This is a genomic window from Streptococcus mitis subsp. hohhotensis (assembly GCF_000722775.1).
GTDB lineage: Bacteria > Bacillota > Bacilli > Lactobacillales > Streptococcaceae > Streptococcus > Streptococcus carlssonii.
The window spans coordinates 297,428-320,928 of sequence record NZ_JPFZ01000009.1 but is presented as its reverse complement, the minus strand read 5'-3'; the positions used below and the strand labels follow the sequence as shown (position 1 = coordinate 320,928).

The 23,501-nt window shown below is 40.2% G+C and carries 23 protein-coding genes, 1 pseudogene and 1 other annotated feature; of the genes and pseudogenes, 6 read left to right on the top strand and 18 right to left on the bottom strand.

Going from position 1 to position 23,501, the window contains the following annotated elements; all coding sequences use genetic code 11:
- Positions 1-83: 83 nt before the first annotated feature.
- The 7 genes from proC to SK608_RS04200 form a co-directional block, all read right to left on the bottom strand.
- Positions 84-881, bottom strand: a complete 798-nt coding sequence (gene proC, locus SK608_RS04230) for a pyrroline-5-carboxylate reductase (RefSeq protein WP_033676831.1) — start codon at positions 879-881, stop codon at positions 84-86.
- A gap of 3 nt (positions 882-884) precedes the next feature.
- Positions 885-2,147 carry a glutamate-5-semialdehyde dehydrogenase gene (locus SK608_RS04225; RefSeq protein ID WP_033676829.1) on the bottom strand — a complete coding sequence of 421 codons (1,263 nt, stop codon included), beginning with the start codon at positions 2,145-2,147 and terminating at the stop codon, positions 885-887.
- Positions 2,148-2,156: 9 nt separating this feature from the next.
- Entirely contained in the window at positions 2,157-3,266 is a 1,110-nt protein-coding gene (proB, locus tag SK608_RS04220) for a glutamate 5-kinase (RefSeq protein ID WP_033676828.1), read from the bottom strand.
- Between the two features lie 100 nt (positions 3,267-3,366).
- On the bottom strand, positions 3,367-5,262 hold the full coding sequence (gene cbpE / locus SK608_RS04215; protein ID WP_033676826.1) for a phosphorylcholine esterase CbpE: 1,896 nt from the start codon (positions 5,260-5,262) through the stop codon (positions 3,367-3,369).
- Positions 5,263-5,264: 2 nt separating this feature from the next.
- On the bottom strand, positions 5,265-6,152 hold the full coding sequence (locus SK608_RS04210; protein WP_033676823.1) for an RluA family pseudouridine synthase: 888 nt from the start codon (positions 6,150-6,152) through the stop codon (positions 5,265-5,267).
- Complete coding sequence (gene lspA, locus SK608_RS04205; protein ID WP_033676821.1) at positions 6,142-6,603, bottom strand: signal peptidase II; 462 nt, start codon at positions 6,601-6,603, stop codon at positions 6,142-6,144. The genes SK608_RS04210 and lspA overlap by 11 nt, the downstream gene beginning before the upstream one ends.
- The gene (locus tag SK608_RS04200) at positions 6,600-7,508 is read right to left on the bottom strand and encodes a LysR family transcriptional regulator (protein WP_001025694.1); all 909 of its coding nucleotides are present in this window, start codon (positions 7,506-7,508) and stop codon (positions 6,600-6,602) included. The genes lspA and SK608_RS04200 overlap by 4 nt, the downstream gene beginning before the upstream one ends.
- Here SK608_RS04200 and SK608_RS11670 point away from each other — a divergent pair.
- Positions 7,501-7,575, top strand: a pseudogene (locus SK608_RS11670) (AraC family transcriptional regulator); the annotation flags it as partial. The gene SK608_RS04200 and the pseudogene SK608_RS11670 sit on opposite strands and share 8 nt — an antisense overlap.
- A gap of 175 nt (positions 7,576-7,750) precedes the next feature.
- On the opposite strand, the gene SK608_RS04195 reads toward SK608_RS11670, so the two are convergent.
- The 5 genes from SK608_RS04195 to SK608_RS04175 form a co-directional block, all read right to left on the bottom strand.
- The gene (locus tag SK608_RS04195; protein WP_033676819.1) at positions 7,751-8,161 is read right to left on the bottom strand and encodes a DUF5301 domain-containing protein; all 411 of its coding nucleotides are present in this window, start codon (positions 8,159-8,161) and stop codon (positions 7,751-7,753) included.
- Positions 8,162-8,487: 326 nt separating this feature from the next.
- Entirely contained in the window at positions 8,488-8,781 is a 294-nt protein-coding gene (gene rpmA, locus SK608_RS04190; protein ID WP_000916509.1) for a 50S ribosomal protein L27, read from the bottom strand.
- 16 nt (positions 8,782-8,797) lie between these two features.
- Positions 8,798-9,142, bottom strand: a complete 345-nt coding sequence (locus SK608_RS04185) for a ribosomal-processing cysteine protease Prp (protein ID WP_000613694.1) — start codon at positions 9,140-9,142, stop codon at positions 8,798-8,800.
- 15 nt (positions 9,143-9,157) lie between these two features.
- Positions 9,158-9,472 carry a 50S ribosomal protein L21 gene (rplU, locus tag SK608_RS04180; protein ID WP_000109141.1) on the bottom strand — a complete coding sequence of 105 codons (315 nt, stop codon included), beginning with the start codon at positions 9,470-9,472 and terminating at the stop codon, positions 9,158-9,160.
- 36 nt (positions 9,473-9,508) lie between these two features.
- Positions 9,509-9,688 (bottom strand) — a sequence feature (ribosomal protein L21 leader region).
- Positions 9,689-9,746: 58 nt separating this feature from the next.
- Positions 9,747-10,439 carry a YoaK family protein gene (locus SK608_RS04175; RefSeq protein WP_033677765.1) on the bottom strand — a complete coding sequence of 231 codons (693 nt, stop codon included), beginning with the start codon at positions 10,437-10,439 and terminating at the stop codon, positions 9,747-9,749.
- Between the two features lie 406 nt (positions 10,440-10,845).
- On the opposite strand from SK608_RS04175, the gene SK608_RS04170 reads away from it, so the two are divergent.
- Positions 10,846-11,823: a Gfo/Idh/MocA family protein gene (locus SK608_RS04170; RefSeq protein WP_033676815.1), complete on the top strand. Its 978-nt coding sequence runs from the start codon at positions 10,846-10,848 to the stop codon at positions 11,821-11,823.
- On the top strand, positions 11,820-12,902 hold the full coding sequence (locus SK608_RS04165; RefSeq protein ID WP_033676813.1) for a DEAD/DEAH box helicase: 1,083 nt from the start codon (positions 11,820-11,822) through the stop codon (positions 12,900-12,902). The genes SK608_RS04170 and SK608_RS04165 overlap by 4 nt, the downstream gene beginning before the upstream one ends.
- 151 nt (positions 12,903-13,053) lie before the next feature.
- Here the strand turns inward: SK608_RS04165 and tuf are convergent, their stop codons facing one another.
- Together tuf and SK608_RS04155 are read right to left on the bottom strand one after the other, a co-directional pair.
- Positions 13,054-14,250, bottom strand: a complete 1,197-nt coding sequence (gene tuf / locus SK608_RS04160; RefSeq protein ID WP_001040726.1) for an elongation factor Tu — start codon at positions 14,248-14,250, stop codon at positions 13,054-13,056.
- 206 nt (positions 14,251-14,456) lie between these two features.
- Positions 14,457-15,566, bottom strand: coding sequence for an AI-2E family transporter (locus SK608_RS04155; protein WP_000488881.1), 1,110 nt, complete (start codon positions 15,564-15,566; stop codon positions 14,457-14,459).
- A 102-nt stretch (positions 15,567-15,668) separates the two neighbouring features.
- On the opposite strand from SK608_RS04155, the gene pbp3 reads away from it, so the two are divergent.
- Entirely contained in the window at positions 15,669-16,910 is a 1,242-nt protein-coding gene (gene pbp3 / locus SK608_RS04150) for a D-alanyl-D-alanine carboxypeptidase PBP3 (protein WP_033676811.1), read from the top strand.
- 134 nt (positions 16,911-17,044) lie between these two features.
- Here pbp3 and SK608_RS04145 read toward each other — a convergent pair whose 3' ends face one another.
- The 4 genes from SK608_RS04145 to SK608_RS04130 all read right to left on the bottom strand — a co-directional run bounded on the left by SK608_RS04145 (position 17,045) and on the right by SK608_RS04130 (position 20,480).
- The gene (locus SK608_RS04145; RefSeq protein ID WP_033676809.1) at positions 17,045-17,911 is read right to left on the bottom strand and encodes an NAD(P)H-hydrate dehydratase; all 867 of its coding nucleotides are present in this window, start codon (positions 17,909-17,911) and stop codon (positions 17,045-17,047) included.
- Between the two features lie 140 nt (positions 17,912-18,051).
- On the bottom strand, positions 18,052-18,909 hold the full coding sequence (locus SK608_RS04140; protein WP_033676807.1) for a bifunctional methylenetetrahydrofolate dehydrogenase/methenyltetrahydrofolate cyclohydrolase: 858 nt from the start codon (positions 18,907-18,909) through the stop codon (positions 18,052-18,054).
- A 153-nt stretch (positions 18,910-19,062) separates the two neighbouring features.
- On the bottom strand, positions 19,063-19,797 hold the full coding sequence (locus tag SK608_RS04135; protein ID WP_000140955.1) for an amino acid ABC transporter ATP-binding protein: 735 nt from the start codon (positions 19,795-19,797) through the stop codon (positions 19,063-19,065).
- The gene (locus SK608_RS04130; RefSeq protein ID WP_033676806.1) at positions 19,797-20,480 is read right to left on the bottom strand and encodes an amino acid ABC transporter permease; all 684 of its coding nucleotides are present in this window, start codon (positions 20,478-20,480) and stop codon (positions 19,797-19,799) included. The genes SK608_RS04135 and SK608_RS04130 overlap by 1 nt, the downstream gene beginning before the upstream one ends.
- 190 nt (positions 20,481-20,670) lie before the next feature.
- Between SK608_RS04130 and SK608_RS04125 the strand changes: the two genes are divergently transcribed.
- Together SK608_RS04125 and SK608_RS04120 are read left to right on the top strand one after the other, a co-directional pair.
- A complete protein-coding gene (locus SK608_RS04125) occupies positions 20,671-20,901 on the top strand; it encodes a DUF1797 family protein (protein WP_000443570.1) in 231 nt (76 codons plus the stop codon).
- Between the two features lie 230 nt (positions 20,902-21,131).
- Positions 21,132-23,390, top strand: coding sequence for an ATP-dependent Clp protease ATP-binding subunit (locus SK608_RS04120; protein ID WP_033676804.1), 2,259 nt, complete (start codon positions 21,132-21,134; stop codon positions 23,388-23,390).
- The last annotated feature ends 111 nt before the right edge of the window (positions 23,391-23,501 follow it).

The window sequence follows — 23,501 nt, the reverse complement described above, 5'->3', positions numbered from 1 at the left end:
CTATCAAAAAAATAGGAGTTTGTGACAATCTTTTTGTGTCTTCTCATTTCAACCACCATAAAAGAGGCAGACAAAGCCACCTCTTATTTACCTAGTTCTTGTGTTCGTTTGTAGGCTTGATGAACTGCATCCATGACCGTTCCTCGAAAAGCATGTGCTTCTAGGCTTGCTACACCAGCGATAGTCGAACCGCCTGGGCTACAGACTTGGTCTTTCAATACTCCAGGATGTTGCTGACTTTCAAGGATCAATTGCCCAGCTCCTACCACAGTTTGGGCTGCCATTTTCAATGCTGTTTCTCGTGGTAATCCCGTCTGAACCCCCGCATCCGCCAAGGCCTCAATAAAGAGATAGACAAAGGCTGGCCCACAACCTGCAAGACCTGTCGCTGCATCGATTAAGCCTTCCCCAAGTTCAACCAAGAGGCCAGCATTTGCTAATAACTGACAAAAGAGCTCACTGTCCTCAGCCCTGCAATTAGGAGACAAGGCATAACTAATCACTCCTTGACCGATAGAAGCAGGGGTATTTGGCATCATACGAATAATTCGGTGTTGACTTGGGATAAGACTTGCTAGTTTTTCTAAAGTCAATCCAGCTGCCATGGAGATCAAAAGAAGACTCTCTCGTTTTTCAAGAATGGTCTGGTATTGAGAAAGCAGTTCAGAAAACTGAGCAGGCTTAACTCCTAGAAAAATCACATCTGCTTCTGCGAAAATTTCTTCATTGCTGGAAGCCTGACCACCAAAGTCTGCAATGAAAGCATCTACCTTGGCTTGGCTACGATTGGCAAGGAGAATCTCATCTGACGGTCTAGCCTGCAAGACAGACTTAGCCAAGCTAGCTCCCATATTCCCCAAACCGATAAATCCAATCTTCATCTCTTACTCCCTTATCTGTCCGTCACCAGTAACAACATACTTGTAGCTAGTCAATTCTTTTAAGCCCATTGGACCACGCGCGTGCAGTTTCTGAGTTGAAATCCCCATTTCACAACCCAGACCAAATTGGTCACCATCTGTGAAACGAGTTGAGGCATTGACATAGACAGCTGCAGAGTCCACTTGATCTGTAAAGTAAGCTGCAGCTTCAGCATTTTCCGTCACAATGGCATCCGAATGATGGGTACTGTGGGTTTCAATATGCTCAACCGCTTCTTCTAAACTGCTCACAACCTTAACAGCTAGGACATAGTCTAAAAACTCGGTGTCAAAGTCTTGTGCTTCAGCTGCTTGACCTGAAACAAACTGACTTGCTTTGCTATCCAAGCGGAATTGAATTGGCTCCAGTCCAGCTTCCTCACGCTCTGCAACTAGAACTTGCTCCAAGCGAGGAAGGAAGCTTGCTGCTTTGTCTTCATGAACCAGCAGAACCTCCATGGCATTACAGACAGAAGGACGACTGGTTTTGGCATTGTTGATGATAGAGAGAGCCTTGTCTTCGTCTGCGTCCTTATCCACATAGACATGGACAATCCCAGTTCCTGTCTCGATAACTGGCACAATAGCATTTTCAACCACTGCATTGATCAAACCAGCTCCCCCACGAGGAATGAGAAGGTCTAGATAACCCTTGGCCTTCATCATGGCATAGCTACTTTCACGGCTAGTATCTTCCACCAGTTGAATCACATCTGGGTGAATAGTAGTCGTCTCCAAGCCCTTTTTCAAGGCTGTGACAATAGCATGAGCTGTTTGATAGGCATCCTTACCACTACGAAGAACAACCGCATTTCCACTCTTGAGAGCCAAAGCAGCCGCATCAGACGTTACATTTGGACGGCTTTCATAGATAATACCGATAACACCCATGGCCACACGTTTTTTGGTGATAACCAAACCATTTTCAAGATAATTGGTTTCTAGAACTTCACCGATTGGATCTGGTAAAGCAACCACTTCACGAATACCAGTTGCCATTGCTTCTATACGTCCTGCATCCAAATAAAGACGATCCAGCATCACATCTGAGATTTTACCCTTAGCAGATTCCATATCAAGGGCATTGGCTGCTAAAATTTCCTCAGTAGCTGCTAATAAATGATCAGCCATGGCTAGCAAGGCTTGGTTTTTCACCTCTTCACTAGCTGTGTTGATCGATTTTTTAACAGCCTGTACCTGTTCAAATTGTTCTTGTGTACTTACCATAGTTTACCTCTAAAATTCTGTAAAGAGTAGTTGGATTTCAGGAGTAATGGAAATCCAGTCATCACGGTGAATCAAGACACCCTTGGCTTTTTGAGAACGCAACATATCCTCCAAAGCAGATGCACCAAATTGCACACGCCCTTTTCCAAGTGATTTTCCACTTTCCTTGTCAAATACTGTCACAATATCACCGTAAGAAAAGGCGCCTTCTGCTTCAACAACACCAGATAAAAGGAGACTCTTGCCATGTTGAGAGAGAGCCTCTGCAGCCCCTTTATCAACCCAAATAGAACCTTGACTCTGAGCATAAAAGGCCAGCCATTGTTTCTGGGTACGAAGTCCCTTCTCTTGAGCAACGAAGTAGGAACCATCCTTGGTCTCCTCAGATGCCTCAATCATGGCATCTACTTTAAAGGATGAGCAGATATAAACAGGAACGCCCGATTCTGTCGCGATAGTTGCAGCTTTGATTTTAGTTAACATGCCACCTGTACCATTAGACGAACCTGCTCCACCGGCCATATCAATAATCTCACGATTGATGGTCTCGATTCGCTCCAAGCGTTTGGCTCTTGGATCCGAATTAGGATTTCCAGTATAAAGACCGTCGACGTCTGTCAAGAGAACCAAAAGGTCTGCTTGGACCATGGCTGCTACCTGAGCACTTAGAGTGTCATTGTCCCCAACCTTGAGTTCATCAATGACGACACTGTCATTCTCATTGATGATAGGAATCGCGCCACGACTAAGTAGAACTGACAAAGCCTGATGGGCATTTTTATAACGGCGCTTATCCACAAAGTCATCCTGGGTCAGCAAGATTTGTGCAGAAACGATTTGGCGCAAGAGAAGATTGGTCGTGTATTCTTCCAACAAAAGCCCCTGCCCTACCGCTGCTGAAGCCTGTTTATCAGCAATCTTAGTCGGACGCTTTTTAAATCCTAAGGCTCCAAAACCAGCAGCAATAGCACCTGAAGACACCAAAATCAATTCATGACCAGCCTCGTGCAACATAGCCAACTGCTGGGTAATAGCCTTTACCTTACTACGTGATAAACTTCCATCCTCATTTGTCAGAGAAGAAGTCCCTACCTTAAAGACAATCCGTTTGTATTTCATAGTCTCACTCCGATTCTTCATATTTATCCATTATAACATGAATGGCAGGAAATAGAAAAGAGTTGATAGGAAAAAGAAGGCCCTAAAACCTTCTTTTTTACTACTGTCCTGATTCCGATTTGTTTGCACTCGTTTCAGAGCTTTGTGAAGTTGAGGATGTCACATCTTGACTAGTTGAAGAATTTGTAACACTTTCATGTTGACTCGTTTCTTTATTTTCAAGATCCTTTTTCACTACTTCACTAGATTCTTTAATTTCTGAGTTACTTGTATCTCTAGTTGTAGCAGATTTCTCTACCGGAACAGCCACTAACCAGGCACCACTTGAATCAACAGTATAGCCTTCTGGTGTCTTACCATTTACAAGTAATTGACCATTTTCTTTCAAGAAGTACCATTTATCCTTGTCTTTAATCCAACCTATAGCTCGTGAACCGTCTGTCTTGTAGAAGTACCAAGCATTCGCCTTTTTAAGCCAGCCTTGCTTCATAGCTCCTGAATCTTCCAGATAATAATGTTGACCAGCAACTTCTATCTCACCTGTCTTCATGACACCAGTAGAATCCATATAGTACCAGGTTTCTTTATCTTTTACCCAACCCGTTTTCATTTCCCCTGATGGAGCAAAGTAATACCATTGCCCCTTATATTGAAGCCAACCTGTCTTCATAGAGCCATCAACATCCAAATAATACCACTGCTCTTTATCTTGAATCCAACCAGTTTCCATCTGGTTTTCTTTGTTAAAATAATACCAGATTCCAGCGATTTTCTTCCAATTTTTAGCAGCAACACCAGAGTCTGTCAAATAGAACCAACGATTGTTCCATTTTTTCCATTGATTCTGTAATAAGATACCCGTTTGGTTAAAGTAATACCATTCACCCTTAATTTCATTCCAACCGACAGCATATTCTCCTGTAGAATCAGGTGCTTGATACCACCAGTTTCCATAAGCACTCTTATGCCAACCAGCTTGAAAACTTGGAATATGCTTGTAGGAAGTTGAAATATTGACAAATCCGTCTTGTCGAATATCAAAAACTGTCGCATCATAGTCTTTGCTGGCTGCGTTTATATGTTGAATTCCCATTGATTCAAGCCAGCTAATATATTCCCTATTTATTTCTTGACCGCTATCATACGAACCAATTGGTGAGGAAGAAGTTTGAACAATTATCTCAGGAGACAAATTTTTTATAAAATTTTTTGTATTAGAATTTTTTGTATCTAAATGATGATTAAACTTCATCAAATCAACTTTTCCAATGAGAGGACCATACTTGTCTTCTGCTCCATGAACATTATCTAAGTCGCCCCCAAGGTAAATTTTCTTACCATTGACTTTTACCACGCTAATCAAGGAATTGGAATTGTCATCCCAAATTTTCTTTAACTCACCTGAGGAATCTGTTTCATTTTCATAATTATATAGTTGAATGTCCATGTCCCCAAACTGAAAATGAGCATCCCCTTGTGTGATATTTTGAATAACTGAAACACCTTTTTCTGCGGCAGTCTGTAAAACCTTATCGTAGCCATACAGATTATCCCATAGACGTTCAGAATTAGTAATACGGTTATCACTATATTTCTTAAGATAGACTCGGTCAACTGGATAGGTAGACAGTAATTCATCAACATTTCCAATATGGTCACTGTGGGTATGGGTTACCAAAATAAAATCAAGTTTTTGGACACCCAATTCCTTCAAGCGACGAAAGACACGGTCTGTTAGAACATGCTTATAAGTTGTATTGATACCCTGTCTCCATGGATAACGAGAATCACTTCCATCTGGGAAATCATAATCTTCTCCTGTATCCACCATGGCAAAATGTCCATTGCTTTCAAGAATAATCGCATCACTGCCACCTTCATGAACATTAATAAAGTGAATTTTATTTCCTGAACTTTCTTGAGCTTGAACATTCCCATACCATGACAAAGCTAAAAAAGTGCTTGCAAGGGCTAAACTAGTTAATTTCTTTTTCATTCTTACTTTCTCAATCTCTCTAATGTTTCCTTAAATATCTCTGGGATATCTGCTGTAAATTCCAAGGTCTCACCTGTTCTCGGATGAGTAAAACCTAAAGTCTTAGCATGAAGAAATTGTCCATGTCCTTTCAAAGTCTTGCGAGGACCATAGACTTCATCACCAGCGACTGGATGGCCGATATAAGCCATGTGAACACGGATTTGATGAGTGCGCCCTGTCTCCAGTTGCAACTCCACTAAGCTATAATCACCAAAGCGTTCCAAGACGTGGAAACGAGTCACTGCAGGCTTCCCTTTAGCAGTCACAGCCTGTTTCTTACGGTCTTTTTCACTACGGCCAATCGGAGCTTCAATCACACCACGATCATTAGGCAGATTTCCATGAACAATCGCCCAATATTTGCGAAGAGACTTTTTATCCTTGAGTTCTTGAGCAAGTGCTAGATGCGCCTCATCGTTTTTAGCAATCATGAGAAGGCCTGACGTATCCTTATCAATACGGTGAACAATTCCTGGACGCAAAACCCCATTGATACCCGACAAATCCTTAATATGGTACATAAGGGCATTTACCATAGTTCCACTAGTATGACCAGCACTCGGATGCACAACCATCCCCTGAGGTTTGTTAACGACGGCCACATCCTCATCTTGGTAGATGATTTCTAGCGGAATATCCTCAGCTACATACTCTAAAACCTCTGGTTCTGGCACATGGTAAGTGACGACATCGCCCTCTTGAACTGTGTATTTAGCTTTCTTGACTTGGCCATTGACCAAGACCTGACCTGATTTGATTTGTTCATTCGCGAGACTGCGTGATAATTCTGTCAAATCTGACAAAGCCTTATCTAAACGCAGGCCACCAGTTTCAATTTTAATTTCCATTTATTTCCTCTTTTAGCATTGCAATCAATAAAATAATCACTCCAATCGTCAGATAGCTATCTGCCACATTGAAAATTGCAAAATTGATAAAGTCCAAGTGGAACATATCCACAACAAAGCCCTGACTCACCCTATCAATAAAGTTTCCAAGACCACCTGCGATAATCAAGGTCAAACCCAAGACCATCCAAAATGAGTCCTCCATGTGTTTATGTAAATACCAAATGGCACCTACCACGACAACCAGAGTAATGACAGCGAATAACAACTGCTGATCTTGTAAGATAGAAAAGGCTGCCCCTCGATTTTGCAGGTAGGTCAAGCTAACGAAATTGGGAATCCAAGAACGCACTTCACCCAGTGGAATTTGCTGGACGATATAGGATTTTACCAACTGATCCAGCGCAATCAAAAGCAGTACAATGACTGCCACTATTCCTCTTTTTTTCATGATTTCCTCTTCTGATTAAAATATTCTTGCATGACTTCTACAAAGAGAGTACCAGCTTGACTCAGCTCCACTTCCTCACGTTTGACATAAACCATGCGATTATCCAAATTATCCTTGAGACGAATAACTGTGATGCCATTAACACTGTCACTATCTAAAAATCCAGAACCTGTCGCATAGGCGTCCGTCCGCTCCAAAATGCCATTCAAAGTAGCACGGTCAGTCACATTGAACATCTGTGAGCTCGCACTGGTATCAACAAAGTTCTCTGAATAATAAAGGTATTCATCCTTTTCCTGAGTAAAACGAACCGTTGGTAGATCCGCTAAATCCTCCATGACCAATTCCTCTTTCTGAGCCAAAGGATGCCCCTCACGGAGATAAATGTGGGTATGGAAGGGAATCAATTCAATGACCTCAAGACCCAGCTTTTCAACCCGTTGCATAATCCCCTTTTTATTTTGATTATTGAGGTAGATAATCCCAATCTCACTATGCCCTTGCGCTACTTCGTCTAAGATTTGAACAGTAGTTGATTCAAAAATACGAAAGTTCTTATAGTCAGGATAGCGCTCTGAAAAAGCCGTAATCGTCGGTGGCAAGAAGTCATAGTGCTGACTAGCAATGGAAAATTCATCTTTTTCTTCTTCAGGATTAGCATACTGATTTTGAAAAATATCAAATCCTTTAACCAATTCTTGCGCTTTTTCATAGAATTCCATACCACGACGAGTCAAGAAAGTCCCTGAGCTGGTCCGACGGAAAATCTTAAACCCCAACTCTTTTTCCAAATCACGAACAGAAATAGACAGACTCGGCTGACTAACATACATCTTTTCAGCAGCTTCACGGAAAGTACCACTATTGGCAATGGCAACAACATAGCGTAATTGTTGAATGTTCATCTTCTACCCCCAACTTCTTTATCTTTTCATTATACCATATTTTAGAAGTTTTCCAAAAAGGAAAAAAGTTTGGAAATTTTCAAGTATCAATAAAGACTCTAACATTCCAAGACAAGAATTAGAATAATGTCTTTTTTCAGTCTTAATCTGATTTCAAGCAAATAAAAACAGCAAATCTTTTTGATTTACCGTTTAAAACATAATACAAGAAAACTCTCTAAAAATTTCTTGAATTCTATAAATCAACTAGAAAAAATCTCTTCAATCCTATTGGCTATATCTGGATTTACTTCCCAGATACCAGCATAAGGTTGCTCAATATACTGTCTTTTCTTCTTAGTATATAGATAGACTACACTATCCTTTTCTTCATTCTGATGATAAAACTTGATAATGATATAATCTTTAACATTTGTCGGTTGATCATTTACACTCTCCAAAGAGGTAGATTTTGACTGTCTCTGTATCTCCTTAATCAATTTTGAAATTTCTTCTCTCTTGGTTATTGTTTTAACATTTTCAGAGATTTTTTTCTGCAGAGAAATTACAGAAATACTTTCAGGTTCAGGAAGAATAAGTTTTTTCTTACTAACACAAGCAGATAAAACAAGAAAAGATATTGAACAGACTATTATGGTGATAATTTTTTTCATATAGGTTCACATCCTTTCCATATTCCTGCTTCCTTACTCAGATACAATTATAATATCAAACCTTAGCAATTTTTACAATATCTTATTCCCTCATAAACTTTATTACTGTAAAAGGTTTACATTCCACTATTTTATGATTGTATCTAAAATATAAAGCAGCCGACAAGTTCGCTTCTTACATTGGTTTTTAAAATATGGGTATCAGCGTGGGTACCAAAACAAAAAAACAGGCTCTCCAAAAACTCGGAAAGCCTTATTTAATGCTACTTCTAGCTTCCTCGCCTTTACATTTCAAGGCTCGGGATAAAAAGGTTCACTGGACCTTTTTATTTAGCGATTGGGTAAACAGAAACTTGTTTTTTATCGCGTCCTTTACGTTCAAAGCGTACTACGCCTTCAACTTTAGCGAACAAAGTATCGTCTCCACCACGTCCAACGTTTACACCTGGGTAGATGTGTGTACCACGTTGACGGTAAAGGATTGATCCACCTGTTACAGTTTGTCCGTCAGCTGCTTTAGCTCCAAGACGTTTTGCTTGTGAATCACGTCCGTTTGATGTAGAACCTCCACCTTTTTTGTGGGCGAAAAGTTGCAAGTTGTTAAGAGTCATTTTTAACATAATGTTTTCCTCCGTGTTAGTTTTCTGTGATAACTCTGGTTTGGACGAACTCAGAAGAGTTCTCCGATAAGTTTGCCATACCTAAGAAAAATGATTCAAAGAATAACTGGGTCATTTCTCTCTGGTGTGAAGGAAGATCTTTTGGAATTTCAACCATCAGATAGCCACCTTCATCTTCGTTTAATTCTAGGATTGGTTCATAGCCTGCAAATTTCTCAATAGAATTGATAAAGTTAATGGCAAGCGTAGAAACCGATGCACACACGACATCAAAGCCGTATTCGCCACTCTCGGCGTGTCCAGTAATTTCCGCACTCCTCAGCTCGCCATCTTCGGCTCTCTCAAAGACTGCTTGTATCATGTGTTCTCCTTAAAATTAAGCGTTAATTGCGTTGATGACAACTTTTGTATATGGTTGACGGTGACCTTGTTTACGGTGGCTACCTTTTTTAGGTTTGTACTTATAAGTAACAACTTTCTTTTGTTTTCCTTGTTTTTCAACAGTTCCAACTACAGTAGCTCCAGCAACAAGTGGAGTTCCGACAACAGTGTTTTCACCACCAACAAGAACAACTTCGTTAAAAGTAACTTCTTGACCAGCTTCAACGTTCAATTTTTCAACGTAAACTGCTTGACCAACTTCAACTTTAACTTGTTTTCCGCCAGTTTTGATAATTGCGTATGTGCTCATTATGCACCTCCTATGATTTTTATGGGTTTCCCCGAATTTTTTGTGAAGACTCGCCTAGCATCGTGGGACGAACCACTTAAAAGAAGAGCTCTAAGTATAACAAAGAATAAACTAGGAATTGAGCCGAAGACATAACTTATGTTAGGCAAGGCGACAATGACGAAGTTTAAATTTGTTATACGACGAGCAACGATGTTCGTGCGGTTGCACAGGATTGTGCATAGTCAACTCTTCAAGTATAGCATATCTCCTATTTTCTTACAAGTAATAACACCTAAAATGAAGCTTTTTCTTGTACTTTTTTCCGCCAAGAGGCAAAAAGCATGCTGAGGTAAAAAATGCTCATCATAATAGGAACACCAAGAATGGTCTTTTCCTGATAGAAAATCGTCAAATAGGCCGAAAAAGCCACTCCAAGGACAAAACTAGTAAGCAAGCTAACAAATATGAAACCTTCACGCAAAAAAGGAGTGTGCTTAGTTCTGAAATAATCTCCAAAAGCTAGCATGGTCCGTTTGATATTTCCTGTCATAAAGGCATTATTGTAGGCAATACCCGAAACCTCACCAAAAGCAGTTGTCACCAAGCCCATACAAAAGGCCAAGGGCGGTACTAGATAGATATTATCTACAGTTTGTGACACAAAACCAATAATGATTGATAAGATTGCCAAAGGAATCAGTGACAGAATGGGCTTTTTCACAATTCTCAATTTTTCCTTATAAACAGTTAATAAAAAGACCCCCATCATAAAAGCTAGCAAGGTCATTACTTTGGCACTAGCATCTGAAACATTGTGTTGAATGAGCCCCACTGATAGAAAGACGACATTCCCAGTTTGTCCAGCTACAAGAGTATTCCCTCGCACAATAAACGTATAGGCATCTACATATCCTGCACAAAAAGTCAAAAAAAGCGCTAGTCTCTTAGACTGACGTGATATTTTTCTTATAGGTAATAGCCTCATTTTTCCTCCCATTTCATTTACTCATCTCATTATTGTACCACTTTCTTTGGGAAAGTCCTAGTAGCTTATTTGAAATTTTTCCCCTGCGTAACTTCTCAAAGTAACTTCCACCTCTCTCCCAAAACTGGAAGTTACTCTAAGACGACTCTGTTTTAGGGCTATTTGTCGTGCACTTTTTTCTGAGTCTTTTCTCTTTTGAACCCTTATATATCAAGAAAAAGAAAACCAGTGGAAGTTAGTCTAAGACGGATTTCCACTGATGTCACGCGTTTTTATCATACTAAAAGCTAGGTTGTGGGAAACTGGAAGTTAGTTTTAGAAGTTACCAATTTTTCTCCTCTGTTGGATAGTCCCGTCTATCTATGTTATAATGAAAGAAGGATTTAAAATCGGAAAAGGAGTATCTATGCTTAAATTAGGTGTCATCGGAACAGGTGCTATCAGCCACCACTTCATAGAAACAGCCCATACCAGTGGAAAATACCAACTGATCGCAGTCTATTCTAGAAAGTTAGAAACTGCAGCAACCTTTGCTTCTCGCTATCAGAATATCCAACTCTTTGATCAAGTAGAGGACTTCTTCAAGAGCTCCTTTGATGTGGTCTATATTGCCAGTCCAAACTCCTTGCATTTTGCTCAGGCAAAAGCTGCATTATCTGCTGGTAAACACGTCATTCTTGAAAAGCCAGCTGTCACTCAGCCACAAGAATGGCTAGATTTGAGACATACAGCTGAGAAAAATCACTGTTTTATATTCGAAGCAGCTCGCAATTACCATGAAAAAGCTTTTACTATCATCAAAAACTTTTTAGCAGACAAACAAATTTTGGGAGCAGATTTCAACTATGCCAAGTATTCTTCCAAAATGTCTAACTTATTGACTGGGGAGACACCAAATGTCTTCTCAGACCGTTTTGCTGGTGGAGCGCTTATGGATTTAGGGATTTATCCCCTCTACGCTGCCGTTCGTCTCTTTGGAAAAACTCAAGATGCAACCTATCAGGCTCAACAGCTGGACAATAGTATTGACTTAAATGGAGACGGAATTCTCTTCTACCCTGACTATCAAGTTCATATTAAGGCTGGGAAAAACATCACTTCCAATCTTCCTTGCGAGATTTATACGACAGATGGTACCTTGACCCTCAACACGATTGAGCATGTTCGCTCGGCTATTTTTACCGATCACCAAGGCAATCAAGTCCAACTCCCTATCCAACAGGTTCCTCATACGATGACTGAGGAAGTCGCTGCATTTGCACACATGATCCAGCAACCAGATCTGAATCTCTACCAAACTTGGCTGGAAGATGCAAGTTCAGTTCATGAGCTACTATACACCATGCGCCAGACTGCTGGCATTAGATTTGAGGCAGAAAAATGAAAACCAAACTACCTACTGAATGGCAAGAACTAAGTGACCAACTCGGTTTCCAAGAATTCACCCCCATTCAAACTCAACTATTTGAGCCCCTTCTTGCTGGAGAAAATCTTCTAGGAGTGAGCCCAACAGGAACCGGTAAGACCCTAGCTTACCTCCTACCAAGTCTTCTCAGACTACAAAAGAAAAAAGCGCAGCAACTCTTGATTCTAGCACCAAATACTGAGCTTGCTGGACAGATTTTTGATGTATGTAAAACGTGGGCTGAAGCTATCGGCTTGACAGCCCAACTCTTTCTATCAGGTTCAAGTCAAAAACGTCAAATTGAACGACTCAAAAAAGGACCAGAAATTCTGATTGGAACTCCTGGCCGTATCTTTGAACTCATTAAACTGAAAAAAATCAAGATGATGAATGTGGAAACCATCATCCTGGATGAATTTGACCAATTGCTCGATGATTCTCAGATACACTTTGTCGAGAAAATTACTCACTACGCACCGCGTGACCACCAACTCATCTACATGAGTGCGACGGCCAAGTTTGACCAAGAAAAGATTGTGCCGAATACACGCACTATTAATCTCTCTGATCAAAAACTGGACAATATCCAGCATTTCTACATACAGGTAGACCAACGTCACCGAGTGGATATGTTACGAAAACTGGCTCATGTTGAGGATTTCCGTGGTCTGGTCTTCTTTAACAGCCTATCAGACCTTGGAAGTGCAGAAGAAAAATTGCAGTATCGTGATATCTTGGCTGTTTCCCTCGCTAGTGATGTTAATGTCAAATTTAGAAAAGTCATCTTAGAAAAGTTTAAAGATAAGCAACTAACCCTACTCCTTGCAACTGACCTTTTGGCTCGTGGAATTGATATCGATAGCCTAGAATGCGTCGTAAACTTTGATGTCCCGAGAGATAGCGAAACCTACACACACCGTGCTGGCCGTACTGGCCGTATGGGCAAGGAAGGTTATGTTATCACTCTCGTCACTCATCCAGAAAAGCTTAAAAAACTCAAGAAATTCGCAAGTGTCCGTGAAATTATACTAAAAAATCAAGAACTCTATATCAAATAAAGCCCAATTGCTCTATGCACATCTAGTGTATAGAGCTTTTTTATGTAAACAATTCTTCAATTTTAGTTCAATATAAAAAAAAAGAACCTTGCAAAGCAAGGTTCTTTTAGTGTCTGACTTAAATAATTGTTCTTCTGGGAACTAAATCGAATTAAGCTTCGATTTCTGTAACCATACCTGAACCAACAGTACGTCCACCCTCACGGATAGAGAATGTAGTACCTTGTTCTACGGCGATTGGGTGGATCAACTCAACGTCGATTGTCACGTTATCACCAGGCATTACCATTTCAGTACCTGCTGGAAGTTCGATTGAACCTGTAACGTCAGTAGTACGGAAGTAGAATTGTGGACGGTAGTTGTTGAAGAATGGAGTGTGACGTCCACCTTCTTCTTTAGTAAGGATGTAGACTTCACCTTTAAATTTAGTGTGTGGGTTGATTGAACCTGGTTTAGCGATAACTTGTCCACGTTCGATTTCATCACGTTGAACACCACGAAGAAGGACACCTACGTTATCTCCAGCAAGACCTTCGTCAAGTTGTTTACGGAACATTTCAACACCAGTAACAACTGCTTTTTGAGTTTCTTCTTTGATACCAACGATTTCGATTTCGTCGTTGACTTTAACGATACCACGGTCGATACGTCCTGAAGCAACTGTACCACGTCCAGTGATTGAGAATACGTCTTCGACTGGAAGAAGCAATGGTTTGTCAGTGTCACGTTCTGGTTCTGGGATGTACTCATCAACTGTGTTCATCAATTCCATAACGATGTCTTCGTATTTAGTGTCACCTTCAAGGGCTTTAAGAGCTGAACCTTGGATAACTGGAAGATCGTCACCTGGGAAGTCGTATTCTGACAATAGGTCACGGATTTCCATTTCAACCAATTCAAGCAATTCTTCGTCGTCAACCAAGTCAACTTTGTTCATGAAGACGATAAGGTGTTTAACACCAACCTGACGTGAAAGAAGGATGTGCTCACGAGTTTGTGGCATTGGTCCGTCAGTTGAAGCTACTACAAGGATAGCACCGTCCATTTGAGCGGCACCAGTGATCATGTTTTTAACGTAGTCCGCGTGTCCTGGAGCGTCGATGTGAGCGTAGTGACGTTTTTCAGTTTCGTACTCAACGTGCGCAGTGTTGATAGTGATACCGCGTTCGCGTTCTTCTGGAGCAGCATCGATAGACGCATAGTCTTTAGGTTGGTTAACTGATGAAGGCAAGCGACGTGCCAAAACAGTTGTGATAGCTGCAGTTAGGGTAGTTTTACCGTGGTCAACGTGTCCGATAGTACCAATGTTAACGTGTGGTTTACTACGATCGTATTTTTCTTTTGCCATTTGAGTAAAAGCCTCCAATAAAATATATTTTATAGATAGACAGTAGGCAATACAGTCTAACTTTCCTTACTATTTTATCAAATTTCAGCTAAATTGCAAGTGTTTTACAAAGTTTTTGTGAATTATTCTTAATAGGCTAATCTAAATGGCACTTCTACTCCTATAATTTACCTAAAGAAAAAGAAAAATCAGGAATTTCCTGACTTTTACTTAGCTAATTCTCTTTCTCGTTCTTTCATTGTTTTATGATTTTCATACAAACGTGATAAGAACTTAGAAATTTCTTTTAAGATAGAATAGGTTGGTACTGCGACAATCATGCCAATGACCCCATAGATATTGCTTGATAACAAAAGTAATACTAAAATTGTTATTGGATGGACTTTCATCACGCCACCAACGATTCGAGGGTAGAGGATATTTCCATCCACTTGTTGAATGATTAGCATGTAAACAACTGCAATTAGCATTCTATGAGGATCGGTAAAGACATTTGCAATAATCATCGGAATCAAGCCAATACTTGGTCCCACATAAGGAATAAGATTTGCTAATCCTGAAAAGATGGCAAAGACCAAAGCGTATTTCAAACCGATTACGCTATATCCGATAAAGGCCAAACAGCCAATAATAATCGCATCAATTGCGACTCCACTAATATAGCGAGCAATTGTCGCATTCAAATTCTTTAAAAGACCTGCAATATGCAACTTATCTCTCTTTAAAACAGTGCGCTCAAGCATCGGCAAAAATTTGTTACCATCTAACAAAAAATAAACCAAAAACACAGGAGTCATAATAATAATCAAAACGGTACTAAAGAGAGCTGATAGAACACTTCCAACACTATTGGTAACGCTATTTAGGATATTTTGTAAAATATCTACATAGGATAGATTTAATTGTTGAATAGTCGCTTGAATATCCAAATTTTGAAAGGCTGGATAAGTAGATAAATCCACAATCAAATCTTGTAAACGACTATAGATAGTCTGACTAGTCGCAATCAAGCTGGTCAACTGATTAACCAAAATCGGTAAGAGATAGACTACCCCAATGACAAGCCCCCAAACCAAAGCACACAAGGTTAGTAGAATACCAATGATACGATTAATTTTGAAATACTTTTGTAAAAAATTTACAATAGGATTGGTCAAATAATATAAAAAACCACCTAGAAGAAAAGGAATCATGATGGTGTTTGCGACGCTTACAAAAGGCGTGATAATAGCCCCCATCTCTCTCCATAAATAAAAAATAATTGTTAATAATAAAATCTCACTAGTCCAAAAAAATAATTTATTCTTACGAAACATGAGCTACCTCCATTCATCTATTTTACCATACTTTCAAAAAAGCTTCTTTCTTCTATCATGAAACTGGGAATATTTTTTTCTTTATGTTAGAATAAACTTACTATGAAAAAAATCATTTTAACTCTCTTAAGTCTATCCGTAATTGGATCAGCATCTACTGTTGCTGCCCAAGATTTTAATATTGCTGCTAAACATGCGATTGCTGTTGAGGCCAATACTGGTAAAATTCTCTATGAGAAAGATGCAACTCAACCTGTCGAAATTGCTTCTATAACAAAACTACTTACCGTTTACCTGGTCTATGAAGCACTCGAAAATGGAAGTATCACACTATCCACCCCAGTAGATATTTCTGATTATCCTTATCAATTGACGACAAATTCTGAAGCCAGTAATGTTCCTATGGAGGCCCGTAATTATACTGTCGAAGAGTTACTTGAAGCAACTCTGGTATCTAGTGCCAACAGCGCCGCTATTGCCCTAGCTGAGAAAATTGCTGGCTCTGAAAAAAACTTCGTTGATATGATGCGAGCAAAACTCTTGGAATGGGGAATCAAAGATGCCACTGTTGTCAATACAACTGGTCTGAACAACGAAACTCTCGGAGATAACATTTACCCTGGGTCTAATAAAGATGATGAAAATAAGCTCAGTGCTTATGATGTCGCTATCGTTGCTCGTAACCTCATCAAAAAATACCCACAAGTCTTGGAAATAACGAAAAAACCTTCTTCTACTTTTGCTGGAATGACAATCACTTCTACCAACTACATGTTAGAAGGTATGCCTGCTTACCGTGGTGGTTTTGATGGACTGAAAACAGGAACAACAGATAAGGCTGGAGAGTCTTTTGTTGGTACTACTGTCGAAAAAGGCATGAGGGTTATCACTGTTATTTTGAATGCAGATCATCAAGATAATAATCCTTACTCTCGTTTTACAGCTACATCTTCCCTAATGGATTATATTTCTTCTACATTTACACTTCGCAAAATCGTTCAGCAAGGCGATACCTATCAAGATAGCAAAGTCCCTGTACAAGATGGAAAAGAAGATACGGTCACTGCAGTGGCCCCAGAGGATATCTATCTAATTGAACGTGTTGGGGGTCAATCTTCCCAATCTATTCAATTCACACCTGATTCTAAAGCAATCCTCGCACCACTTGAAGCTGGAACAGTGGTTGGCCATTTGACTTACGAAGACAAGGATTTGATTGATCAAGGTTACATTACCACAGAACGTCCTAGTTTCGAAATGGTAGCAGAAAAGAAAGTTGAAAAAGCCTTCTTCTTAAAAGTTTGGTGGAATCAGTTTATCCGATTTATCAACGAGAAATTATAAAACATACTGAGCAAAAGATTGCTCCAAAATAGAAACAGCCCAAAAAGGCTTTAAAGTCAAAAACGCATAGTATCAGGTATTAAAAAAACTTGATATTATGCGTTTTATTGTGGTAATATTTACTTCGTTTTCTCCTAAAATTGAATTTTATCCCAGTCTTTTTTGAGATATTTTTTCATTATCTTGGGAAGACAATTACTAATTTCCGTTGGCAAGACCACATAATGTTCTTGAGCTAATTCTTGGGCTATGGCTGAATGAAGATGGGTTGCTACTGCCACACGTTCGTAGAGACTGGCCTGTCGAAATTGGCCTGCAAATCCTGCAATCATTCCAGCCAGTGTATCACCCATACCACCAGTCGCCTGATAGGGACCGCCAACCTGTAACTGGTAATAATCAGACTGGCCAACTTGCCAAATACGAGTAGCTGGACCTTTCTCTACCAAAATTGTTCCTTGTGGAAAGGAAGTCAGGGCACTAGATGTTGTATCTTCCTTTTGCTTTTCAATAGCAATACCAGACAGCTTTTCCCATTCTTTTTGGTGGGGAGTTAAGATAAGCTGGTTAGATGGAAACGACAACCTTGTTCTAGCAAGGATGGTTAAGGCCCCTCCGTCTACAATCAAAATCTGATTCTTTTTTAAGCTAACAAATACCTGTTTTACAAGATTTTCTCCAAAAGTATCGTCTCGTAAACCAGGCCCCACTAAGACCACTTCTGCCTTCTCCAATTGCTCTTTTAATAATTGCTGGTCTTGAAGAGAAAAGGCCATAGCCTCAGGTAAATGACTGTGCAAAGCTGGGATATTTTCTCTATCTGTTCCAACGGTCACCAAACCAGCTCCACTTTTAACAGCTGCCAGAGCAGCCATGATGATAGCACCACCATAAGGATAAGTCCCACCAAGCAACAGCAGACGACCATAGTCTCCTTTATGACTGGTACGAGAACGTTCAATAATGACTTTTTCTAATAATGCTTGCTCAATCACTCTCATCGTTTTTCCTCTCGCATTTATTATACAACAAAAAGGAGGCGCATACCTCCTTTTATAAACTTATTTCTAAAATTTAATATTCATTTCTGCCATTTTAGATATAGCTATAGAAAATACACTTTCCTCAGAAAATTTTTCTCTTATTTTCTATCCAATGTTCGAAGTGCTGCTTGATAAGTTTGCTCCATCAGCATGGTAATGGTCATAGGACCTACACCTCCAGGAACTGGCGTAATATGGCTAGCAAGTGGGGCAACTGCCTCATAATCTACATCCCCACAGAGCTTACTATTTTCATCACGATTCATCCCAACGTCAATGACTACCGCACCTGGTTTGACAAAGTCAGGAGTCACAAATTTAGCACGACCAATTGCGACCACAAGAATATCCGCTTTAGCAGCCACCTTAGCGAGATTATGGGTGCGTGAGTGAGTCAAGGTCACTGTTGCATTCTTGGCCAAAAGAAGCTGGGCCATGGGTTTTCCAACGATATTTGAACGACCGATTACGACCGCATTTTTACCTTCCAAGTCAATCCCATATTCATGAAACATCTCCATAATTCCTGCAGGTGTCGAAGGAATCATGACTGGATGACCAGACCAAAGGCGTCCCATATTTAGAGGATGAAAACCATCCACATCCTTTTCTGGGTCAATAGCCAATAGAACCGCCTCTTCATCAATGTGTTTTGGTAATGGCAACTGAACCAAAATCCCATGCCAAGCTGGATCCTGATTGTATTTAGCAATCAGGTCTAACAATTCCTCTTGAGTAATGGTCTCTGGAACTCGCACTACTTCGCTACGGAAACCAGCCGCAAGGGCAGAACGTTCCTTGTTGCGAACGTAGACTTGGCTGGCTGGATTGTCCCCAACCAAAATCACTACCAAACCAGGCACTAGACCTGTTTCTTCCTTTAATTTTGCAGTCTTTTCAGCCAACTGCCCCTGCAATTTGGCCGCTAAAGCTTTCCCATCAATAATCTGTGTCATATCACTTCTCTTTTCTTTCAAATATCTTACATTATACCAAAAACTACTAGTACCCTCTAACACTTCTTTCCTAGGCAATCCTATAGTTTCAAACTATAAGAAAAAGCTCGGGTCGAGCTTTCCATTAATCTTGTCTTGAAATTTTAAAATAGATTATAAAACCTTACTCAAGAAATCTTTAGTCCGTTGTTCTTGGGTTTGTTCAAAAATCTGTTCAGGTGTTCCATCTTCAACAACCACACCGTCTGCCATAAAGATAACACGATCTGCCACCTCACGGGCAAATCCCATTTCATGTGTTACGATAACCATGGTCATTCCTGACTTGGCTAAGTCTTGCATAACAGCCAACACCTCACCTACCATTTCAGGATCCAGGGCTGAAGTTGGCTCGTCAAAAAGCAAAACATCTGGTTCCATAGCCAAACCACGCGCGATGGCAATCCGTTGTTGCTGGCCACCTGACAAACTCTGTGGATAAGCAGTTGCCTTATCTGGTAAACCAACTTTTTCCAAAAGTTCTTGGGCTCTCTTCTCAGCAACAGCCTTGCTCTCACCTTTAGTCTTGATAGGTGACAAGGTGATATTTTCCATCACAGTCATATTAGGAAAGAGATTGAATTGTTGGAAAACCATGCCCATCTTCTCACGCATGGCAAACAGGTCATTCTTCTTGTCCGTAATATCGACTCCCTCAAAGATAACCTTCCCTTTAGTCGCTTCTTCCAACAAATTCATAGAGCGAAGCAAGGTAGATTTCCCGCTCCCCGAAGGACCGATGATAACGACAACTTCTCCTCTTTTAATCTCGAGGTTGATGCCCTTCAATACTTCATTTTTTCCAAATGATTTATGTAAATTTTCAATTTTTATCAAAGTTTCTGTCATTATTTCTTATCTCCTTGTCCCATACGTTTTTCAAAAGCTTTCAAGGCTACTGTCAAAATAGAAGTCATAATCAAGTAGTAAAAGGCTGCAAATAAAAGTGGTGTTAAAGGTAGATAGGTTGTTGTAGAAACTGTTGTAGCCCCGTTCCACAACTCCATAACACCGATAGCTGATAAGAGGGAGCTGTCCTTTATAATGGTGATAAATTCGTTCCCCAATGCTGGCAAAATATTTTTGATTGCTTGTGGCAAAATCACATAGCGCATCGCATTTTTAGGACGAATCCCTAACGAATAAGCCGCTTCTAGCTGACCTTTTGGAACCGCATTAATCCCAGCACGAACAGTCTCAGAAACATAAGCGCCACTGTTCATAGAGATAATCAAAATCCCTGGAATCAAGCGAGAAAGATCAACACCCAAAATCCCAACCTGAATAGTCGGAGCATTGATGTGCATAAGAGCAAAAGCAATCATAATCTGAACCATCATCGGTGTCCCGCGGAAAATCCAAACGTACAAGTTGGCGAGCCAAACAAGCGGTTTAAACTTTGACCGTTGCCCAAAAGCCAAGACAACACCCAAAATAGTTCCCAAAAAGACAACACAGATAGAAATGAGAACCGTCACAATAGCCCCATAGTTAAAATAAGGCAAATACTTAGGTAAAAAAGAAAAATTCATAGTCACACTGCTTTCTAAAATAGAATACTGTATGATTATAACATGTATTGAATTAAAATTCAAACTTTTTATCCGATTTATTCAAAAAAACTTTCAGCTGGTAGAATTAGCGAGAAATCTTAGTTTTTTCTAGTCAAGTTGGCCTCCTTTATGGTAAAATAGTAACGATAAGAAATGAAGGAGAATCAAAATGGAATCACATTTGGTTAGAATTATCAACCGCCTTGAAGCAATGGCAAAAGACGGCGGAAATTTAAAACGTAATTTTGAACGCGAAGGAGTTGTTGTTGCAGAAGTTGCATACAGCCACGACGAAGAAAACGGATCAATCTTTACCCTTCGTGATGTAGAAGCTCGCGAAACTTATACTTTTGACAGCATTGACTTGATTGCAATGGAGATTTACGAACTCCTTTACTAATACAAAACAAGCTGGGATTACACCCTGCATGTCTAACCAAAATCCTTTTTGTCTCACAAATAGGATTTTTTTATTCCCTAAAATCTCAAAAATTTTCATTGTAACAACTTCTCAAAGCTTCAATCTTTTTACTTGCTTTACACCCCAATCCTGTTATAATGAGAGTATAGAAATTTGACTATTTTTGACCTTTGAACAGGTCAGGATAAAGAAAGAAATGAGGTAGATGTATGCTTTGTCAAAACTGTAAAATTAACGACTCAACAATTCATCTTTACACCAATCTCAATGGAAAACAAAAACAAATTGACCTCTGTCAAAACTGCTATAAGATTATCAAGACAGATCCTAACAATAGCCTCTTTAAAGGTATGACGGATCTGAACAATCGTGACTTTGATCCCTTTGGTGATTTCTTCAATGACCTAAACAATTTTAGACCTTCTAACAATACTCCTCCGACTCCCCCAACCCAATCAGGTGGAGGTTACGGTGGAAACGGCGGTTATGGTTCCCAAAATCGTGGATCTGCTCAAACTCCACCACCAAGCCAAGAAAAAGGCCTGCTGGAAGAATTTGGTATCAACGTAACTGAGATTGCCCGTCGTGGAGACATTGACCCCGTTATTGGGCGCGACGATGAGATTATCCGTGTCATCGAAATTCTCAATCGCAGAACCAAGAATAATCCTGTTCTTATCGGTGAACCAGGTGTCGGAAAAACTGCCGTTGTCGAAGGTCTAGCTCAGAAAATCGTTGATGGCGACGTTCCACATAAACTCCAAGGTAAACAAGTCATCCGTCTGGATGTAGTTAGCCTAGTTCAAGGAACGGGTATCCGTGGACAATTTGAAGAACGCATGCAAAAACTCATGGAAGAAATTCGCAAACGTGAGGATATTATCCTCTTTATCGATGAAATCCATGAAATTGTCGGTGCTGGTTCTGCGGGCGATGGCAATATGGATGCAGGAAATATCCTCAAGCCAGCCCTTGCTCGTGGGGAACTGCAACTGGTCGGCGCTACTACTCTCAATGAATACCGTATCATTGAAAAGGATGCTGCCCTAGAGCGTCGTATGCAGCCTGTCAAAGTTGATGAACCAACAGTGGAAGAAACAATCACTATCCTCAAAGGAATTCAAAAGAAATACGAAGACTACCACCACGTTCAATATACTGATGCTGCAATTGAAGCAGCTGCAACTCTTTCCAATCGTTACATCCAAGATCGCTTCTTACCTGACAAGGCCATTGACCTCCTAGATGAAGCTGGTTCTAAGATGAACTTGACCTTGAATTTTGTCGATCCTAAAGTGATTGATCAACGCTTGATTGAGGCTGAAAATCTCAAATCTCAAGCTACACGGGAGGAAGATTTTGAGAAGGCCGCCTATTTCCGCGACCAGATTGCCAAGTATAAGGAAATGCAAAAGAAAAAGGTCACAGACCAAGATACTCCTATCATCAGTGAGAAAACCATTGAGCACATTATCGAGCAGAAAACAAATATCCCTGTTGGTGATTTAAAAGAGAAAGAACAATCTCAACTCATCCATCTAGCCGAAGATCTCAAGTCTCATGTTATTGGACAAGATGATGCAGTCGATAAGATTGCCAAGGCTATTCGCCGTAATCGTGTCGGTCTCGGTACCCCTAACCGTCCAATTGGAAGCTTCCTCTTTGTCGGACCAACTGGTGTCGGTAAGACAGAACTTTCCAAACAACTAGCTATCGAACTCTTTGGTTCTGCTGACAGTATGATTCGCTTTGATATGAGTGAATATATGGAAAAACACAGTGTAGCTAAGTTGGTCGGCGCCCCTCCAGGTTATGTTGGCTACGATGAGGCTGGGCAATTAACTGAAAAAATCCGTCGCAATCCATATTCTCTTATCCTCTTGGATGAAGTGGAAAAAGCTCATCCAGATGTCATGCATATGTTCCTTCAAGTCTTAGATGATGGACGTTTAACAGATGGTCAAGGACGTACCGTCAGCTTCAAGGATGCCATTATTATCATGACTTCAAATGCAGGTACAGGTAAGGCTGAAGCCAGCGTTGGATTTGGGGCTGCTAGAGAAGGACGTACCAACTCTGTTCTTGGTGAACTCGGTAACTTCTTTAGCCCAGAGTTTATGAACCGTTTTGATGGCATTATCGAATTTAAGGCTCTCAGCAAAGATAACCTCCTTCAGATTGTCGAGCTCATGCTTGCAGATGTTAACAAACGTCTTTCTAGCAACAATATTCATTTAGATGTAACTGAAAAGGTCAAAGAAAAATTAGTTGACCTCGGTTATGATCCAAAAATGGGAGCACGCCCACTTCGTCGTACTATTCAAGACTATATTGAGGACGCAATCACTGACTACTACCTTGAAAATCCAAGTGAAAAAGACCTAAAGGCAGTTATGACCAGCAAGGGCAAGATTCAAATCAAATCTGCCAAAAAAGCAGAAGTTAAAACTTCTGAGACAGAAAAATAAATACTATAGAAAAGGAGTAGAAAATGAAATTTTTCTGCTTCTTTTTGACTAAAATAACTGTAATTTCTTGACAGCTTGCCCTTTGTCCATTATGATAATAATAACGATACT

Coding starts and splice junctions, on each gene's coding strand:
- SK608_RS04185 (WP_000613694.1), bottom strand. CDS start 9,142: ATGATACAAGCAGTCTTTGAGAGAGCCGAAGATGGCGAGCTGAGGAGT.
- rpmA (WP_000916509.1), bottom strand. CDS start 8,781: ATGTTAAAAATGACTCTTAACAACTTGCAACTTTTCGCCCACAAAAAA.
- SK608_RS04170 (WP_033676815.1), top strand. CDS start 10,846: ATGCTTAAATTAGGTGTCATCGGAACAGGTGCTATCAGCCACCACTTC.
- tuf (WP_001040726.1), bottom strand. CDS start 14,250: ATGGCAAAAGAAAAATACGATCGTAGTAAACCACACGTTAACATTGGT.
- SK608_RS04140 (WP_033676807.1), bottom strand. CDS start 18,909: ATGACACAGATTATTGATGGGAAAGCTTTAGCGGCCAAATTGCAGGGG.
- SK608_RS04225 (WP_033676829.1), bottom strand. CDS start 2,147: ATGGTAAGTACACAAGAACAATTTGAACAGGTACAGGCTGTTAAAAAA.
- lspA (WP_033676821.1), bottom strand. CDS start 6,603: ATGAAAAAAAGAGGAATAGTGGCAGTCATTGTACTGCTTTTGATTGCG.
- SK608_RS04145 (WP_033676809.1), bottom strand. CDS start 17,911: ATGAGAGTGATTGAGCAAGCATTATTAGAAAAAGTCATTATTGAACGT.
- SK608_RS04200 (WP_001025694.1), bottom strand. CDS start 7,508: ATGAACATTCAACAATTACGCTATGTTGTTGCCATTGCCAATAGTGGT.
- proC (WP_033676831.1), bottom strand. CDS start 881: ATGAAGATTGGATTTATCGGTTTGGGGAATATGGGAGCTAGCTTGGCT.
- SK608_RS04210 (WP_033676823.1), bottom strand. CDS start 6,152: ATGGAAATTAAAATTGAAACTGGTGGCCTGCGTTTAGATAAGGCTTTG.
- SK608_RS04130 (WP_033676806.1), bottom strand. CDS start 20,480: ATGAATTTTTCTTTTTTACCTAAGTATTTGCCTTATTTTAACTATGGG.
- SK608_RS04120 (WP_033676804.1), top strand. CDS start 21,132: ATGCTTTGTCAAAACTGTAAAATTAACGACTCAACAATTCATCTTTAC.
- SK608_RS04175 (WP_033677765.1), bottom strand. CDS start 10,439: ATGAGGCTATTACCTATAAGAAAAATATCACGTCAGTCTAAGAGACTA.
- proB (WP_033676828.1), bottom strand. CDS start 3,266: ATGAAATACAAACGGATTGTCTTTAAGGTAGGGACTTCTTCTCTGACA.
- pbp3 (WP_033676811.1), top strand. CDS start 15,669: ATGAAAAAAATCATTTTAACTCTCTTAAGTCTATCCGTAATTGGATCA.
- cbpE (WP_033676826.1), bottom strand. CDS start 5,262: ATGAAAAAGAAATTAACTAGTTTAGCCCTTGCAAGCACTTTTTTAGCT.
- rplU (WP_000109141.1), bottom strand. CDS start 9,472: ATGAGCACATACGCAATTATCAAAACTGGCGGAAAACAAGTTAAAGTT.
- SK608_RS04135 (WP_000140955.1), bottom strand. CDS start 19,797: ATGACAGAAACTTTGATAAAAATTGAAAATTTACATAAATCATTTGGA.
- SK608_RS04155 (WP_000488881.1), bottom strand. CDS start 15,566: ATGTTTCGTAAGAATAAATTATTTTTTTGGACTAGTGAGATTTTATTA.
- SK608_RS04195 (WP_033676819.1), bottom strand. CDS start 8,161: ATGAAAAAAATTATCACCATAATAGTCTGTTCAATATCTTTTCTTGTT.
- SK608_RS04165 (WP_033676813.1), top strand. CDS start 11,820: ATGAAAACCAAACTACCTACTGAATGGCAAGAACTAAGTGACCAACTC.
- SK608_RS04125 (WP_000443570.1), top strand. CDS start 20,671: ATGGAATCACATTTGGTTAGAATTATCAACCGCCTTGAAGCAATGGCA.